The organism is Azospirillum halopraeferens DSM 3675 (genome assembly GCF_000429625.1).
Lineage (GTDB): Bacteria > Pseudomonadota > Alphaproteobacteria > Azospirillales > Azospirillaceae > Azospirillum > Azospirillum halopraeferens.
In genome coordinates this window covers 1-16,519 of the sequence record NZ_AUCF01000040.1, presented here as the reverse complement: position 1 = coordinate 16,519, position 16,519 = coordinate 1, and the positions used below count along the sequence as shown (strand labels likewise).

At 69.8% G+C, this 16,519-nt stretch carries 11 protein-coding genes; 9 read left to right on the top strand and 2 right to left on the bottom strand.

The features are described from left to right. Positions 1–35 precede the first annotated feature (35 nt). A complete protein-coding gene (locus tag G472_RS0123435) occupies positions 36–1,271 on the top strand; it encodes an argininosuccinate synthase (protein ID WP_029010320.1) in 1,236 nt (411 codons plus the stop codon). A 43-nt stretch (positions 1,272–1,314) separates the two neighbouring features. Here the strand turns inward: G472_RS0123435 and G472_RS39100 are convergent, their stop codons facing one another. After that, on the bottom strand, positions 1,315–1,464 hold the full coding sequence (locus tag G472_RS39100) for a hypothetical protein (RefSeq protein ID WP_156927235.1): 150 nt from the start codon (positions 1,462–1,464) through the stop codon (positions 1,315–1,317). 234 nt (positions 1,465–1,698) lie between these two features. On the opposite strand from G472_RS39100, the gene G472_RS0123425 reads away from it, so the two are divergent. Next, positions 1,699–2,190 carry a DoxX family protein gene (locus tag G472_RS0123425; RefSeq protein ID WP_084536877.1) on the top strand — a complete coding sequence of 164 codons (492 nt, stop codon included), beginning with the start codon at positions 1,699–1,701 and terminating at the stop codon, positions 2,188–2,190. Between the two features lie 218 nt (positions 2,191–2,408). Further along, positions 2,409–3,638: a class I SAM-dependent methyltransferase gene (locus tag G472_RS0123420; RefSeq protein WP_029010318.1), complete on the top strand. Its 1,230-nt coding sequence runs from the start codon at positions 2,409–2,411 to the stop codon at positions 3,636–3,638. A gap of 131 nt (positions 3,639–3,769) precedes the next feature. Here G472_RS0123420 and G472_RS0123415 read toward each other — a convergent pair whose 3' ends face one another. After that, positions 3,770–5,077, bottom strand: coding sequence for an ammonium transporter (locus G472_RS0123415; protein WP_029010317.1), 1,308 nt, complete (start codon positions 5,075–5,077; stop codon positions 3,770–3,772). Positions 5,078–5,629: 552 nt separating this feature from the next. On the opposite strand from G472_RS0123415, the gene glgC reads away from it, so the two are divergent. The 6 genes from glgC to G472_RS35195 all read left to right on the top strand — a co-directional run. Further along, complete coding sequence (gene glgC / locus G472_RS0123410; protein ID WP_035693542.1) at positions 5,630–6,901, top strand: glucose-1-phosphate adenylyltransferase; 1,272 nt, start codon at positions 5,630–5,632, stop codon at positions 6,899–6,901. Next, entirely contained in the window at positions 6,901–8,397 is a 1,497-nt protein-coding gene (gene glgA, locus G472_RS0123405) for a glycogen synthase GlgA (protein WP_029010315.1), read from the top strand. The genes glgC and glgA overlap by 1 nt, the downstream gene beginning before the upstream one ends. 139 nt (positions 8,398–8,536) lie before the next feature. Then, positions 8,537–11,887, top strand: a complete 3,351-nt coding sequence (locus tag G472_RS37550; RefSeq protein WP_051341187.1) for a response regulator — start codon at positions 8,537–8,539, stop codon at positions 11,885–11,887. 4 nt (positions 11,888–11,891) lie between these two features. Next, positions 11,892–12,800, top strand: a complete 909-nt coding sequence (locus G472_RS0123395; RefSeq protein ID WP_029010314.1) for a diguanylate cyclase — start codon at positions 11,892–11,894, stop codon at positions 12,798–12,800. A gap of 98 nt (positions 12,801–12,898) precedes the next feature. Next, positions 12,899–14,701 carry a translation elongation factor 4 gene (gene lepA, locus G472_RS0123390; RefSeq protein WP_029010313.1) on the top strand — a complete coding sequence of 601 codons (1,803 nt, stop codon included), beginning with the start codon at positions 12,899–12,901 and terminating at the stop codon, positions 14,699–14,701. 699 nt (positions 14,702–15,400) lie between these two features. Next, positions 15,401–16,519 (top strand): HAMP domain-containing protein (locus tag G472_RS35195; RefSeq protein WP_169732850.1); only part of this gene is annotated, 1,119 nt, incomplete at its 3' end.

Genomic DNA, 16,519 nt, shown 5'->3' with positions numbered 1-16,519 from the left:
GCTCCCGACCTATTCCTTCGGCGTGAGCAAGTCCCATGAGCGGTTCGACCGGCAAAGAGATCAAGAAAGTCGTGCTCGCCTATTCCGGCGGCCTCGACACCTCGGTGATCCTGAAGTGGTTGCAGGAAACCTACCGGTGCGAGGTGGTGACCTTCACCGCCGACCTCGGCCAGGGCGAGGAGCTGGAGCCGGCGCGCCGCAAGGCCGAGATGCTGGGCATCAAGCCCGAAAACATCTTCATCGACGATCTGCGCGAGGAGTTCGTGCGGGACTTCGTCTTCCCGATGTTCCGCGCCAACACGCTGTATGAGGGCACCTATCTGCTGGGCACCTCGATCGCCCGGCCCCTCATCGCCAAGCGCCAGATCGAGATCGCCAACGCGGTCGGCGCCGACGCCGTCGCCCACGGCGCCACCGGCAAGGGCAACGACCAGGTCCGCTTCGAACTGGGTTATTACGCCCTGCGCCCCGACATCAAGATCATCGCGCCGTGGCGCGAGTGGGACCTGAACAGCCGCACCCGGCTGATCGACTACGCCGAGAAGAACCAGATCCCCATCGCCAAGGACAAGCGCGGCGAGGCGCCCTATTCCACCGACGCCAACCTCCTGCACATCTCCTACGAGGGCAAGGCGCTGGAGGACCCGTGGGTCGAGCCGGACGAGGACATGTTCACCCGCTCGGTCGCGCCGGAGAAGGCGCCGGACACCCCCACCTACGTGGAGATCGAGTTCCGCCGCGGCGACGCGGTGGCGGTCGACGGCAAGCCCCTGTCGCCCATGAACCTGCTGACCGAGCTGAACCGGCTGGGCGGTGCGAACGGCATCGGCCGTCTCGACCTGGTGGAGAACCGCTACGTCGGCATGAAGTCGCGCGGCGTCTACGAGACGCCCGGCGGCACCATCCTGCTGGCGGCGCACCGCGCCATGGAGAGCATCACGCTCGACCGCGGTGCGGCGCACCTGAAGGACGAGGTGATGCCGCGCTACGCCGAACTGATCTACTGCGGCTATTGGTGGAGCCCGGAGCGCCTGGCGCTGCAGGCCCTCATCGACCAGACGCAGGAGGTGGTGAACGGCACGGTGCGGCTGAAGCTGTTCAAGGGCAACGTCACGGTGGTCGGCCGCAAGTCCCCCAACTCGCTCTACCGCCTCGACTACGTCACCTTCGAGGAGGACAGCGTCTACAACCAGAAGGACGCGGAAGGCTTCATCAAGCTGAACGCCCTGCGTCTGCGCCTGGGTGCCATGGCCAAGCAGAACGTGACGTAAGGCGCACACCGCCGCGCCGGGCCCCGCACCCGGCGCGGCCGCGTCACCCGTCCCGTCGGCGCAACGACGACCACGCCCCCTCCGGCCGGCCGAGGTCGTAGCTGAGACGCGCGGCCGGAATGAAGTCGATGGCGATCCCATCGTACGTCACCGTCTCGCGGACGGCGCGCGTGGTGACCGGGACACGCTCCACACCATTGCTACGGCAGAATGCCGGCAACGCCGCCGGTCCCGAAGGGCGGTGGACGTACCGGTCGCTCCATTGCACGTCTATGGAGATCACGATGGTGGCCTAAGAACCGGCCGTTCTCAAAGATAGATCAAGATCGTGATCTATCCTCACGCACCGTCCGTTCGGCCGGGTCGACAGAACCGGCACCCTGCCTCATGCTCGGCCAAAAGGACTCACGAATCCGGGGGATGGGGCATGGCCTACGACTACCACCACAACCGCGACGACCGGGTATACGATCCCGACCGGCCGGAGCCCATCATCTGGCTGCTGGATCCGGCACGCGACGCGCTGGCGCGGGTGAGCTACCCGCTGATCCGCGCCGCAACCGGCCTGATCCTGGTGCCCCACGGCGCGATGAAGCTGTTCGGCGGCGGGCTGGCCGGTACGGCGGAATTCATGGCGTCGCAAGGGCTGCAGCCGGCCTATGCCCTGGCGGTGTACATCGCGTTGCTGGAATTCGCGGGCGGGCTGATGATGGCGGCGGGGCTGCTGACCCGGCTGGTGGCCGCCCAGGTCGTCGGCTTCATGGCCGTGGCCGCCTTTCTCGTGCATTGGGACAACGGCTTCCTGTGGACCGCGGGCGGCTACGAGTATCCGCTCTACCTCGGGCTGGTGGCGCTGGCCATCCTCTTTGCCGGCAGTGGCCGCTGGTCGCTCGATCGGCTGATCGGGCGGGAGATCTGAGGGGGCCGGAAAACAATCCCTTCCATTCTGTTCCGGCCGTCAGATCCGGCAGATCGATGCCGTGGCATTGATCGGGAGGGGCTAACCATCGGCATCGGTCCGATGCCGACGGTATGATGCCGCCCGAACCCGGCGGCGGCACGGGGTCGGGGATAGGACCGGGCGGAGAGGCGGTGTATGGTCGCGGCCGCCCCGCAACGACCCGCCCGGCCACGCCCATGAGCACCGACGCGCTGCGCGCCCAGTACGAAGCCTATCCCTACCCCGCCCGCGACCCGGCGGACGAGCGCACGCGCCTCGTCACCGGGTCGCCGGGCCATCTCGACGAGGTCAACCATTACGTCTTCGCCGGCCGGCTGGACTCCGCCCGGCCGCTGGAGGTGCTGGTGGCCGGCGGCGGCACCGGCGACGGAACGATCATGATCGCCCAGCAGATGGCCGACGCCGGCATCCCCGGCCGCGTCACCTACCTGGACCTGTCCGACGCGGCGATGGCCATCGCCCGCAAGCGGGCGGAGGTGCGCGGCCTCACCGCCATCGACTTCCGCCGCGGCTCGCTGCTGGAACTGGAGGGGCTGGGGCCGTTCGACTACATCGACTGCTGCGGCGTGCTGCACCACCTGGACGACCCGGCGGCCGGCCTGCGTTCCCTGGCCGGCGCGCTGAAGCCCGGCGGCGGCATGGGGATCATGGTCTACGCCCCGTATGGCCGCACCGGCGTCTACCCGGTGCAGGAGGCGCTGCGCCCCCTGACGGACGGGCTGCCGCCGGCCGAGCGGGTGGCCCTGGCACGCCGCCTGTTGCAGCACCTGCCGCCGACCAACTGGCTGCGCCACAACCCCTTCGTCGCCGACCACCGGGCCGCCGACGCCAACCTCTACGATCTGCTGCTGCATTCCTGCGACCGGCCCTACACGGTGGGCGAGCTGGCGGCCCTGGCGGCATCGGCCGGGCTGGCGATCAGCGCCCTGGTCGACCCGGTGCGCTACGACCCCGCGAGCTGGGTGAAGGACCCGCGCCTGCTCAAGCGCCTGGACGGTCTGGACCGGCTGGAGCGCGCGGCCTGGGCGGAGCGGGTGAGCGGCAGCCTGGCCAAGCACATCGCCTACCTGGTGCCGGCCGGACGGGAGGGCGCCGCGGTCGCCGTCGCCGACGGGCCGGACGCGGTGCCGGTGCTGCGCGACCTGGACGGACCGGCGTTCGCCCGCGGCCTGCGCCCCGGCGCCACCCTGGAGGTGGAGCTTCCCGGCGGCCCCCCGCTGGCGGTCGCGCTGCCGCGCCTCGCCGGTCCGATGCTGGCCCGCATCGACGGCCGCACCACCCTGGGCGCCCTGCACGCCGCGCTGGCGGAGGCCGCCGGCCCGCTGCCGTGGGACACCTTCAAGGCGCAGTTCGACCAGCTCTTCGCCGCGCTGAACGGCAGCGGCAAGATGTACCTGCGGCGCTGATACGGCTTCCGGCAGGTCCGTAGGAACTGTCGGAAGCCGTATGAGCCCGGCGCGCCCCGCGGGCGCAAAAAAGCGCCGCCGGGGGGTGAGCCCCGGCGGCGGCAGTGGGGAGGATCGTCAGGTACCGGAGATCAGTGGATGGTCTCGCCGTGCAGGGCCAGGTCCAGGCCGTCGCGCTCCACGTCCTCGTCCACCCGCAGGCCGATGATGATGTCGACGACCTTCAGGATGACCGCGGTGGCGATCGCCGACCAGACGATGGTGGCGACGATGCCGTAGATCTGGGTGATCACCTGGCCGGAGTTGCCCTCCAGCAGGCCGGCGGTGCCGCCGATGGCTTCGCGGGCGAAGACGCCGGTCAGGACCGCGCCGACGATGCCGCCGATGCCGTGCACACCGAAGGCGTCCAGGCTGTCGTCATAGCCCATGGCACGCTTCAGGCCGGTGGCGCCCCAGTAGCAGATGACGCCGGAGGCCGCACCGATGACCAGCGCGCCGACCGGGTCGACGAAGCCCGAGGCCGGGGTGATGGCGACCAGGCCGGCGACCGCGCCGGAGATGATGCCGAGCACCGACGGCTTGCCCTTCACGGCCCACTCCGCCAGCATCCACGCCATGCCCGCGGTGGCGGCGGCGATCTGGGTGACCAGCATGGCCATGCCCGCACGGCCGTCGGCGGCCAGCGCCGAGCCGGCGTTGAAGCCGAACCAGCCGACCCACAGCATCGACGCGCCGACCAGGCTCAGCACCAGGTTGTGCGGGGCGAAGTTCTCGTTCGGGTAGCCCTTGCGCTTGCCGATCATCAGGGCGGCGACCAGGCCGGCGACGCCCGCGTTGATGTGCACCACGGTGCCGCCGGCGAAGTCGAGCACACCGTCATCCAGCAGGTAACCGCCGGGGCCCCACACCCAGTGGGTGATCGGCGCGTAGACGACCAGCGACCACACCGCCATGAAGACCAGCATGGCCGAGAACTTCATGCGATCGGCGAAGGCGCCGGCGATCAGCGCCGGGGTGATGATGGCGAAGGTCATCTGGAAGGTGACGAACACCGTCTCGGGGATGGTGCCCGACAGGGAGTCGGTGGTGATGCCCGCGAGGAACATCTTGTCCAGGCTGCCGAAGAAGGGCGTGCCCTCGGTGAAGGCGATGCTGTAGCCGGCCACCATCCACAGGATGGACATCAGGCAGCAGATCGCGAAGCTCTGCATCACCGTGGACAGCACGTTCATCTTGCGGACCATGCCGCCGTAGAACAGCGCCAGACCGGGGATGGTCATGAACAGGACCAGCGCGGTGGCCGTCAGCATCCAGGCGGTATCGCCCGCGCTCAACGTCGGCTCCGCGGCCGCTTCCTGGGCAAGGACTTCGCCAGGCAGACCGGCCAAGCCCAGAGTCACCGCCGCGAGGGGCGCAGCGAGAAGGGACAGACGGCTCATCGAGGCTCCTTTTTCTTCCAAAATCGCTCAACGTCTCCGGCCCGGACGGATCCCCGCGAGCGGCAGACGCTCGGGCGGCGGGCGGGGCCAGCTCGGCCCTTCACTTACAAGTTCCGTGCCACCCCGAAAGAGGTGGAGAATCAACGGCAGCCCCGGCGTGCAGCCCCCCGATACGGCGCACGCTTCCCGAGTCTCTGCTCCATTCTGCACAAAAATCAGCCAGATTTCGGAGGTCGGGCGCCCCCCTCACCCCTTGATCTGCAACCTTTTCGAGGGAGATTGCCCGTTCCCATACCGTCATGCCCGCCGGATTGCGGATCATATGATGAAATTTTGAGCATACGCCCCGCGCAGCGGCACTGCCCGGCCGGCGGGCAGGCGTGCCGCCGGCCGGCCGGTTCGCTGCGATCCCGCATCCGCGGCGTCGGGCGCGCTGGCCCGGTGGCGTGTTTTGTGGCACCGTCACGCCGGCGCTCGCGGTCCGGCGGCACGGCAACCGGGCCGCGGCGCACGGGAGGAACGGTGGAAAACAGGTCCGAGATGAACGGCAGAATGGACGGGCTCGACAAACGCGACCTGCGTCTGGCGCCCCGGCGCGCGGTTGCCCTGGTGCTGGCCGGCGGGCGGGGCAGCCGGCTGAAGCAGCTCACCGACCGGCGCGCCAAGCCGGCGGTCTATTTCGGCGGCAAGTTCCGCATCATCGACTTCGCCCTGTCCAACTGCATCAATTCGGGGTTCCGGCGCATCGGCGTGCTGACACAGTACAAGTCGCACAGCCTGCTGCGCCACCTGCAACGGGGCTGGGGCTACCTGCGCGGCGAGATGAACGAGTTCGTCGACCTGCTGCCGGCGCAGCAGCGCATCAGCGAGACCGCCTGGTATCAGGGCACGGCCGACGCGGTGTACCAGAACCTGGACATCCTGCGCGCCCACGAGCCGGAATACGTGCTGATCCTGGCCGGCGACCACATCTACAAGATGGATTACGGGGCGCTGCTGCTCGACCACATCGCGCGCAAGGCCGACGTGACGGTGCCCTGCGTCGAGGTGCCGCGGATGCAGGCAACCGGCTTCGGCGTGATGCACGTGGACGAGAACCGCCGGGTCATCGACTTCGTGGAGAAGCCGGCCGACCCGCCGGCCATTCCGGGCAAGCCGGACCGGGCGCTGGCCAGCATGGGCATCTACGTCTTCAACGCCGGGTTCCTGTTCGACCAGCTCGAGCGCGACGCCGCCGACCCCGACTCCTCGCGCGATTTCGGCAAGGACCTGATCCCCTATCTGGTCCCGCGGGCCCGCGTGATGGCCCACGACTTCGCCGACAGCTGCATCCAGGACGGCCCCGGCGACGAGCCCTACTGGCGCGACGTGGGCACCATCGACGCCTATTGGGAGGCCAACATCGACCTCACCCGCGTCACGCCGGCCCTCAACATGTACGACCGCGACTGGCCGATCTTCACCTACCAGGAGCAGCTTCCGCCGGCCAAGTTCGTTTTCGACGACAGCGACCGCCGCGGCATGGCGGTGGACAGCCTGGTGTCGGGCGGCTGCATCATCTCCGGCTCGGTGGTGCGCCGGTCGCTGCTGTTCTCCTCGGTCCGGGTGAACTCCTACACCGAGCTGACGGAATGCGTGGTGCTGCCCGAATGCGACATCGGCCGGCGTTGCCGGTTGAGCCGGGTGGTCATCGACCGCGGCGTCGAGATCCCCGAGGGACTCGTCGTCGGCGAGGACCCCGCCCTGGACGCCGCCCGGTTCTTCCGCACCGACAACGGCGTCTGCCTCATCACCCGCGACATGATCGATCGGCTGTCCACCTGATGCGCGTCCTTTTCGTCACTCCGGAGTGCTTCCCGCTCGTCAAGACGGGCGGTCTCGCCGACGTCAGCGCCGCCCTGCCGGCGGCCCTGTCCCGCCTGGGCGTCGACGTGCGCCTGCTGCTGCCCGGCTACCCCGCCGTCCTCGACGGGCTGGCCAACCTGCACGAGGTGGGCGACCTGATCACCGACCTGCCCGGCACCGACCGGGCGCGGCTGGTGATCGGCGCCATGCCCGACGGCACGCTGGCCTATGCGCTGGACGCGCCGGCCCTGTTCGGCCGGCCGGGCAACCCCTATCTGGGTCCCGACGGCAAGGACTGGCCCGACAACGCCGAGCGGTTCGCCGCCCTGTCCTGGGCGGCGGCCGGCTTCGCGGCGGCCGAACCCTACGACCCCTGGTGGCGGCCCGACGTGCTGCACGGTCACGACTGGCAGGCCGGCCTGATGCCGGCCTATCTGGCCATGCGGCCCGACCGCTTCGCCGGGCCGTTCCGGCCGGGCACGGTGATGACCATCCACAACATCGCCTACCAGGGCCAGTTCGCCCCCTGGATGCTGGGCGCCATCGGCCTGCCGACCGCCGCCTACGCCCAGAACGGGGTGGAGTACTACGGCGGCATCGGCTACCTGAAGGCCGGCTGCTTTTACGCCGACCGCCTGACCACGGTCAGCCCCACCTACGCCCACGAGATCCAGACCGACGAACAGGGCATGGGGCTGGAAGGCCTGCTGGCCTCCCGCGTCGACGACCTGACGGGCATCCTCAACGGCGTCGATTACGGCATCTGGGACCCCGCCGCCGACCCCCACATCCCCGAACGCTACGGCCCCGCGGATCCGGGCCGCCGGGGCGGCAAGGCCGCCTGCAAGACCGAACTGCAGATCGCCTTCGGCCTGGAGCGGCGGGCCGACGCGCCGCTGGCCGCGGTGGTCAGCCGCCTGAACCACCACAAGGGCCTGGACCTGGTGCTGGAGACCGCCGGACAGTGGGTGGCGCTGGGCGGGCAGTTGGTGGTGCTGGGCAGCGGCGACACCTGGTTCGAGCGGGGCTATCGGTACCTGGCGGAGTGGTTCCCCGGCCGGGTCGGCGTGCGCATCGGCTATGACGAGGCGCTGTCCCACCGCATCCAGGCGGGCGCGGACCTGCTGCTGGTGCCGTCACGCTCCGAGCCCTGCGGCCTGACGCAGCTCTATGCGCTCAAATACGGCACCCTGCCGCTGGTGCGGCGCACCGGCGGGCTGGCCGACACGGTGATCGACGCCACCCCCGCGTCGGTGGCCGACGGCGTCGCCACGGGATTCCAGTTCGTGCGGTGCGAAGCGCAGGAACTGCTGTTCACCCTGCGCCGCGCGCTGGCTCTCTATCGTCGGCCGGAGCGCTGGCGCACCCTGCAGGAGCGCGCCATGACCCGCGACTTCGGTTGGGACGGGCCGGCCCGCGAGTATTCGGAGTTGTACAACACCATAGCATTCGATCGACACCGCCGGGCGGCGTGACCAAAAATTTCCTGCGGCCGGTTCAGAAACAGGAGGGCGGCGACAAATTGTTTGCCGAAGGCGTCTCGAATTTGTATTAGTTTATGGTGGAGTGCTGCCGCGCACGCCGTCGTCCAGACGCCTTTATTGTCCGCTTCGCATGCTTTCGCGTCCCCTGCGCCGCATCCTGCCCGGCAGCCTGCGCCTGCGTCTCCTGGTGATCGTGCTGGGAACGCTGCTGCTGCCGTTCGGCGGCAGCCTTCTCCATCTCGACCGGGAAGCCGATCGCCGGCTGGAGGATGCGCGGGCGCTGGCGGTGGACCTGACCAACCAGGGTGTGCGCCGGCAGGAGGAACTGATCGGCACCGCCCGCACGCTGCTGTCCGTCCTGTCGCTGGTGCCGGAGATCCGCGACGCCGCTCCCGCCAACACCGGCGGCTGCACCGCCCTGCTGCGACGTCTGCCCGAACAGCAGCCGTGGACCACCGGCGCCTGGGTGGCCGGCCCCGACGGCACCGTCATCTGCGACACCAGCGGCGCCGGCGACGGGCTGGGCCTCGGCGACCGGGAGTATTTCCGGCGCGCCGTGACGACGGGTGAGTTCGTGCTGAGCGGCTACATCGTCGGCCGCCGGTCCGGCGAGCGCCTGATCATGGCGGTGCTGCCGCTGATGCGCGACGGGACGGTGGAGCGGGTGCTGGGGGTGAGCATCGGCCTGGACTGGTATGCCGACCTGATCGGGACCGTGAACGAGGACGGCATGCGCCTGTCCGTGGTGGACGCCCGCGGCGTCATCCTGGCCCGCCAGCCCGATGCCGAGAACTGGGTGGGCCGCAGCCTGGCCGACGTTCCCCACGTGCAGCACATGCTGGCCAACGAGAACGGCGTGCTGATCGATCTGAGCGCCGATGGCGTGCGGCGGGCCTGGAGCTTCCGCCGCCTGGCCGGGACCGACACGACCTTCGCCGTGGGCGTGCCGCTGGACGGCATCGCCGCTGCCGCACGGCGCGACTTGCTCGTCGGGGCCGGCTTCAGCGCGGCGGCGGCGGCGCTGGGCTTCCTCCTGATCTGGAGCTTCACCCGCGCCTCGGTGCTGAACTGGATGCAGGCGCTGACGGCGGGTGCCGAGCGCATCGGCGCCGCGGCGTCCGGAACCGGCGGATCGGCGGCCCGCGTCGACGTGGACGGGGCACCGCGGGAGATCGCCGCCGTCGGCATCGCGTTCAACCGGATGGCGGAGCGCCTGGCGGCCCGCGAGCGGGAGGTGGAGGAGGCCCGCCGGTCCGCCGAAGCGGCCGGGCAGGCCGCACGCTGCGCGTCGCAGCGGCTGTCGGAGGTTCTGGAGTGCACCTCCGACGGCATCTACGCGGTCGATCGCGACTGGCGGTTCATCTACATGAACCAGCGCGCCCGGGACATGGTGGCGGACGGAGACGACCTGACGGGCCGCACCCTGTGGGAAACCCTGCCCGACATCATCGGCACCGCATTCGAGCGCGCCTTCCGCGCCGCCATGGAGCGGGGCGAGCCGACCACCACCATCGCCCGTCACCCGACCCGGGACACCTGGTACGAGGGCACCTGCCACCCCTCGCCGGAGGGGATCGTCGTCTATTTCACCGACGTGTCCCGCCGTGTCCGAGACGAACGCAGCCTGCGCGACGCCACGACCGCGGCGGAATCGGCGAACCGCGCCAAGAGCGAGTTCCTGGCCACCATGAGCCACGAGATCCGCACGCCGATGAACGCCATCTTCGGGCTGGTCCATCTTCTGGAACAGACGCCCCTGTCGGCGCCGCAGCGCGACTGCGCCCGCAGGATCGGCACCGCGGCGCGGTCGCTGCTCGGCATCCTCAACGACGTGCTCGACTACTCCAAGGTCGAGGCCGGCAAGCTGGCGCTGGAGCGGGTGGAGTTCCGCCTGGACGAACTGCTGGACAACCTGGCCACCATCCTGGCCGCCTCGGCGCGCGAAAAGGACATCGAGGTCCTGTACTCGGTGGCCCCGGAGGTGCCGCAGGTCCTGCTGGGCGACCCCGTGCGCCTGCGGCAGGTCCTGATCAACCTGACCGGCAACGCCATCAAGTTCACCGACGAGGGGGAAATCGTCGTGTCGGTGACGGTGACCGAGATGACCGACGGCCATGCCGCCCTGGTCTTCGCCGTGCGCGACACCGGCATCGGCATCACCGCCGAACAGCAGCGCCACCTGTTCCGCGCCTTCTCCCAGGGCGACGGCTCCGCCACCCGCCGGTTCGGCGGCACCGGACTGGGGCTGGCCATCTGCGCCCGCCTGGTGGCGCTGATGGGCGGCGCCATGGAGGTGACCAGCGAACCCGGCCGCGGCAGCGAGTTCCGGTTCGCGGTGTGCTTCGATCGTCCGGCCGCGCCGGCGGCGCTTCCCCCGCCCCCGTCCCTGTCGCGGCCCCTGCGCGTCCTGGTGGCCGACGACAACCCGGCCGGACGTGACGGTCTGGCGCGGCTGATGGAATCGGTCGGCTGGACCGCCGTCACCGCCGCCGGCGGGGCGGAGGCGATTGCCGAACTGAGCCGCGCCGCCGCCGCCGGCTCCCCGTACGACGTGGTGCTGGTGGACCGCCGCATGCCGGGCATGGACGGCCCGGAGACCAGCCGCCGCATCCGCCGGGACCGTTCGATCGCCGTCCCGGTGATCGTCATGGTCACCGCCTTCGAGCGCCAACGGCTGGCGGCGCAGTGGGACGAACTCCCGGTCGACGGCATCCTCGTCAAGCCGGTCTCCGCCCCGGCTCTGCTCGATACGGTGGCGGCCACCCTGGCGCGCGCCGGCGGGTCGGCGACGGTGGCGGACCCGTCGTCCCCCGCCGGGCGCCTCCTGGCCGGACGCCGCCTGCTGCTGGTGGAGGACGACCTGATCTCGCGGGAGGTGGCACGGGAGTTCCTCAGCCGGGCCGGTGCTGCCGTCACCGTCGCCGCCGACGGCCGCGAGGCTCTGGCCGCGGTGCAGCGGCAGGACCGGCTCTATGACGGCGTGCTGATGGCGGTGCAATTGCCGGTGATGGACGGGTTGCAGGCGACGCGGGCCCTGCGGGCCATGCCGGGACTCGCCGCCCTGCCCATCGTCGCCGTCACCGCCGACATCCGGCCCGCCGACCGGGAGCGCTGCCGCGACGCCGGAATGACCGACGTCGTCGCCAAGCCGATCGACCCGGACCGGCTGGTGGCCACCCTGCTGCGCCATCTGGACGCGGCGGCACCCGTCCCGGTCGCCGCGGCGGCGGCCGAGCCGATGCCGGCGGAACACCGGGAGCGGCTGGCCGCGGCGCTGGGCCGGCTGCATTGCCTGCTGGCGTCCAACAACTTCGCCGCCGCCGAGGAGTGGGCCGCCGTCACCCGGACGCTGCCTCCGCACGCCGCCCCCGAGGCGGTCGCCGATCTCGGCCACGCCATCGACCGGCTCGACTTCGCCCGTGCCGGCATCCTGCTGGAGCGGCTGGCCGGCACCCTCGATCTGCTGCTGCCGGCGGAGTGAGACGATGGCGCCGACACGCCCCGCGATCCTGGTGGTCGACGACGTCCCGAGCAACGTGCAGGTGCTGAGCCGCATCCTGAAGGACGAGTACGACATCTATTTCGCCACCGATGGCTCCAGGGCGCTGGAGCTGGTGGAATCCCGGGTGCCCGACCTGGTGCTGTTGGACATCATGATGCCGGGCATGGACGGCTATGAGGTGTGCCGGCGCATCAAGACCAACCCGGCGACCCGCGACATCCCCGTTATCTTCGTCTCCGCCCGCGGCGAGGTGGAGGATGAGACCCGCGGCCTGGAGGCCGGCGCCATCGACTTCATAACCAAGCCGATGAGTCCGCCCATCGTGAAGGCGCGGGTGCGCAACCACATCCTGCTGAAGCGCCAGGCCGACACGTTGCGCCAGCTCTCGTTCCTGGACGGGCTGACCGGCATCGCCAACCGCCGCCGTTTCGACGAGGTGCTGGAAAGCGAGTGGCGCCGCTGCGCCCGCAGCCGGGCGCCGCTGTCGGCGATCATGATCGACGTCGACCATTTCAAGACCTTCAACGACCTGTGCGGCCATCACGCCGGCGACGTCTGCCTGCGCGCCATCGCCCGCACGCTGGCCGGGCAGGTGCACCGGCCCGGCGACCTGATGGCCCGCTACGGCGGGGAGGAGTTCGTCTGCCTTCTGCCGGAAACCGACGCGGAGGGCGCCGCCCGCGTCGCCGAGGCCCTGCGCGCCGCCGTGGAGGCCGCGGCCATTCCCCACCCGGACTCGCCCGCCGCCCCCTGCGTCACCGTCAGCCTGGGCCACGCCACCCTGGTGCCGGAGCCCGGCCGGTCCCCCGGCCGCCTGCTGGCGCTGGCCGACGAGTACCTCTACGCCGCCAAGAAGGCCGGCCGCAACCGCAGCGCCGGCGGAACCGGCTGAGCACCGCAGCGCACGCCGGCCGCGATGACCATACGGTCGTTGCGCCGGATTGCGGTACGCCCTATGTTCCGGGCAAATCCAGCGCTTTCCGGGTTCCGATGACCGACCTTTCGCACATCCGCAACTTCTCCATCATCGCGCACATCGACCATGGCAAGTCGACGCTCGCCGACCGGCTGATCCAGCTCTGCGGCGGCCTGGACGCGCGCGAGATGCGTGAGCAGGTGCTCGACAGCATGGACATCGAGCGCGAGCGCGGCATCACCATCAAGGCACAGACCGTGCGCCTGCTCTACACCGCGAAGGACGGCCGGCAGTACACGCTGAACCTGATGGACACCCCCGGTCACGTGGACTTCGCCTACGAGGTCTCGCGCTCGCTGGCGGCGTGCGAGGGTTCCATCCTGGTGGTGGACGCCAGCCAGGGCGTGGAGGCGCAGACCCTGGCCAACGTCTACCAGGCCATCGACGCCAGCCACGAGATCGTCCCCGTCCTCAACAAGATCGACCTGCCCGCCGCCGAACCGGAGCGCGTCAAGCAGCAGATCGAGGACGTCATCGGGCTCGACGCCTCCGACGCGGTGGAGATCTCGGCCAAGACCGGCCTCAACGTGGACGCGGTGCTGGAGGCGGTGGTCACCCGCCTGCCGCCGCCCAAAGGCGAGAAGGACGCGGCTCTCAAGGCGCTGCTGGTGGATTCCTGGTACGATCCGTACCTGGGCGTCGTCATCCTGGTGCGCGTGGTGGACGGCACGCTGAAGGTGGGGCAGCGCGTGCGCTTCATGTCCACCGGCAGCAGCCACGACGTGGACCGCGTCGGCCAGTTCACGCCCAAGGCCCTGCTGACGGGCGAGCTGGGGCCGGGCGAGATGGGCTTCATCACCGCGGCCATCAAGGACATCACGCTGACCAAGGTCGGCGATACCATCACCGACGACAAGAAGCCGGCGTCCGAGGCCCTGGCCGGCTTCAAGCCGTCCATCCCCGTGGTGTGGTGCGGCCTGTTCCCGGTGGACGCCAACGATTTCGAGCGGCTGCGCGACAGCCTGGGCAAGCTGAAGCTGAACGACGCCAGCTTCCATTACGAGGCCGAGACCTCCGCCGCCCTGGGCTTCGGCTTCCGCTGCGGCTTCCTCGGCCTGCTGCACCTGGAGATCATCCAGGAGCGGCTGGAGCGCGAGTTCGACCTGGACCTGATCACCACGGCGCCCTCGGTGGTCTACAAGCTGACCATGACCGACGGATCGGTGCACGATCTGCACAACCCCGCCGACATGCCCGACGTGGTCAAGATCGAGCGCGTGGACGAGCCCTGGATCAAGGCGACCATCATGGTGCCGGACGAGTATCTCGGCGCCATCCTCCAGCTCTGCACCGAGCGGCGCGGCGTGCAGGTCGACCTGACCTACGCCGGCAGCCGCGCCATGCTGGTCTACCGCCTGCCGCTGAACGAAGTGGTGTTCGACTTCTACGACCGTCTGAAGTCGATCAGCCGCGGCTACGCCAGCTTCGACTACCAGATGGACGGGTACGAGGAGGGCGACCTCGTCAAGATGAACATCCTGGTGAACGCCGAGCCCGTGGACGCCCTGGCCATGATCGTCCACCGCAGCCAGGCGGAGCGCCGCGGCCGCCAGCTTTGCGAGCGCCTGAAGGAACTGATCCCGCGCCAGCTCTTCAAGATCGCCATCCAGGCCGCCATCGGCGGCCGCGTCATCGCCCGCGAGACGATCGGCGCCCTGCGCAAGGACGTCACCGCCAAGTGCTATGGCGGCGACATCTCGCGCAAGCGCAAGCTGCTGGAGAAGCAGAAGGAAGGCAAGAAGCGCATGCGCCAGTTCGGCCAGGTGGAAATCCCCCAGAGCGCCTTCATCGCCGCCCTGAAGATGGGCGACCAGTAATACGGCCGGAAGAAGATCCGTTCCATTGGTTTCCGGCCGTGAAACCCGACCGATCCAGGCAAACATTGATCGATACGGTCATACCGACGGCATCGTTCTGATGCCGTCGGTATGAGGTCCGCGCCACACCCGCTCCCGCAGATCGCGATGCCGCCGCGCGGCGCCGCGTCGGCGGGACCGGTTGCCCCCTTGCCGAAGGTCCATGGCCGGTGGGCCGGGATGCTGTCGGCGTCCGCACCCGATGCGGCGGGACGAGAATCGATTCCGATCTGATTCAGCCATGCCCCGCCGCGGGGCCGATTCGCGGCCCGCGCTCGCCCGGTCGGCCGGCTTCTCCCTGACATCGTGACGCAACGATGACGCTCCGTCGGCATCCGGTGGAGCCGTCCGTGCGCGTCCACCGTCCTATGTGCCGTGGATTTCCACGGCTTAAGCGCTTCAGCGGACCGTAAGCACAGCCAAGACGAAGCTCATATATCAAAAGAATCCTGGATCCTTCAGTATTTCCTTCGCTTACTTACGAAATCAAGACTTCAGAAACTCGAACACTGTGTGATGGGCAAACATCCTATAATATGAAGGAGGGACCAAATGGACCTCGGAAAGTTCACAATCTCTTCAAAGATCTTCACCGTCATTGGAATCCTGGCGATTGTCTGTGGCGTCATCACCGTCACGTCGATAACGGGATTCCGGGAGATGACCGTGGCGACCGACGCCGTCGCTCTTGTTTCACAGGAGATTCGCCTGGGCGCGCGTGCGAACCGGCTGATCGCCGAACTGAATCGTGACGAGTACAGCCTCGCCGCCGATCCGTCTCTCTACACCGAAGCCTCCGCCTCGGTCACCGAGCGCCGCGCCCGCGTCGCCGACACCCTGAAGGAACTGCGGCAGAGCGCCACCGTCGATCAGGCCGCCCTGCTCGACGCGGTGGAGAGGCAACTGGCCCGGTATTCCGGCAGGCTGGACCAGACCCTGCAAACGGCCCGCGGCGCACAGGGCGCCGTCGTGCTCAGCCAAGCCCAGCAGGCGGTGGTCGACGCCGTCACCGCTAGCCGACAGGACGCCCGCCTGCTGCGCGACGCCATCAGCGCGTTTGTTGATCACACGGAGAACCGGGGCTCCGCCCTGGCCGTCGCGGCCGACGAGCTGGCGCAGTCCCGCACCACGCTGCTGGTGACGGTGGCCGCCATCGGAATCCTGTTCGGCCTGGCGCTGGGGTGGGTCGTGGCGCAGAAGGGCGTGGTGCAGCCGATCCGGGCCATCGTCGCCTGCCTGCGCCGCCTGGCCGACGGCGACACGGCCGTGGCGATCACCGGCACGGACCGGCGCGACGAGGTCGGCACCATCGCCGCCACGGCCGAGGTCTTCAAGACCAACCTGATCCGCAACCGGGAGATGGAGCGCGAAGCGAAGGAGGCCGAGGAGCGCTCCCGCGCCGAACGGCGCCGCGCCATGCTGGAGCTGGCCGACCAGTTCGAGTCCAGCGTCAAGGGTGTGGTCGAGGCGGTCTCCGCCGCGGCCGTGCAGCTCCAGTCCAACGCCCGGGACATGTCGGCCATCGCCGAGCAGACCACCCGCCAGTCCACCGCCGTCGCCGCGGCGACCGAGCAGGCGTCCGCCAACGTCCAGACCGTCGCCGCCGCGTCGGAGGAGCTGGGCAGCTCCATCACCGAGATCAGCCGCCGGGTCAGCGAGTCCGCCCGCATCTCCAGGGACGCGCAGGGTGCCGCGGAGCGCACCAACACCACCGTCGAGGGGCTGGCCACCGCGGCCCAGCGCATCGGCGACGTGGTCAGCCTGATCCAGAACATCGCC

Bases quoted from the DNA above. Each gene is read 5' to 3' on its own strand.
- glgC (WP_035693542.1), top strand. From the start codon at position 5,630: ATGGACGGGCTCGACAAACGCGACCTGCGTCTGGCGCCCCGGCGCGCG.
- G472_RS0123420 (WP_029010318.1), top strand. From the start codon at position 2,409: ATGAGCACCGACGCGCTGCGCGCCCAGTACGAAGCCTATCCCTACCCC.
- glgA (WP_029010315.1), top strand. From the start codon at position 6,901: ATGCGCGTCCTTTTCGTCACTCCGGAGTGCTTCCCGCTCGTCAAGACG.
- G472_RS37550 (WP_051341187.1), top strand. From the start codon at position 8,537: ATGCTTTCGCGTCCCCTGCGCCGCATCCTGCCCGGCAGCCTGCGCCTG.
- G472_RS0123425 (WP_084536877.1), top strand. From the start codon at position 1,699: ATGGCCTACGACTACCACCACAACCGCGACGACCGGGTATACGATCCC.
- G472_RS0123395 (WP_029010314.1), top strand. From the start codon at position 11,892: ATGGCGCCGACACGCCCCGCGATCCTGGTGGTCGACGACGTCCCGAGC.
- G472_RS0123435 (WP_029010320.1), top strand. From the start codon at position 36: ATGAGCGGTTCGACCGGCAAAGAGATCAAGAAAGTCGTGCTCGCCTAT.
- G472_RS0123415 (WP_029010317.1), bottom strand. From the start codon at position 5,077: ATGAGCCGTCTGTCCCTTCTCGCTGCGCCCCTCGCGGCGGTGACTCTG.
- lepA (WP_029010313.1), top strand. From the start codon at position 12,899: ATGACCGACCTTTCGCACATCCGCAACTTCTCCATCATCGCGCACATC.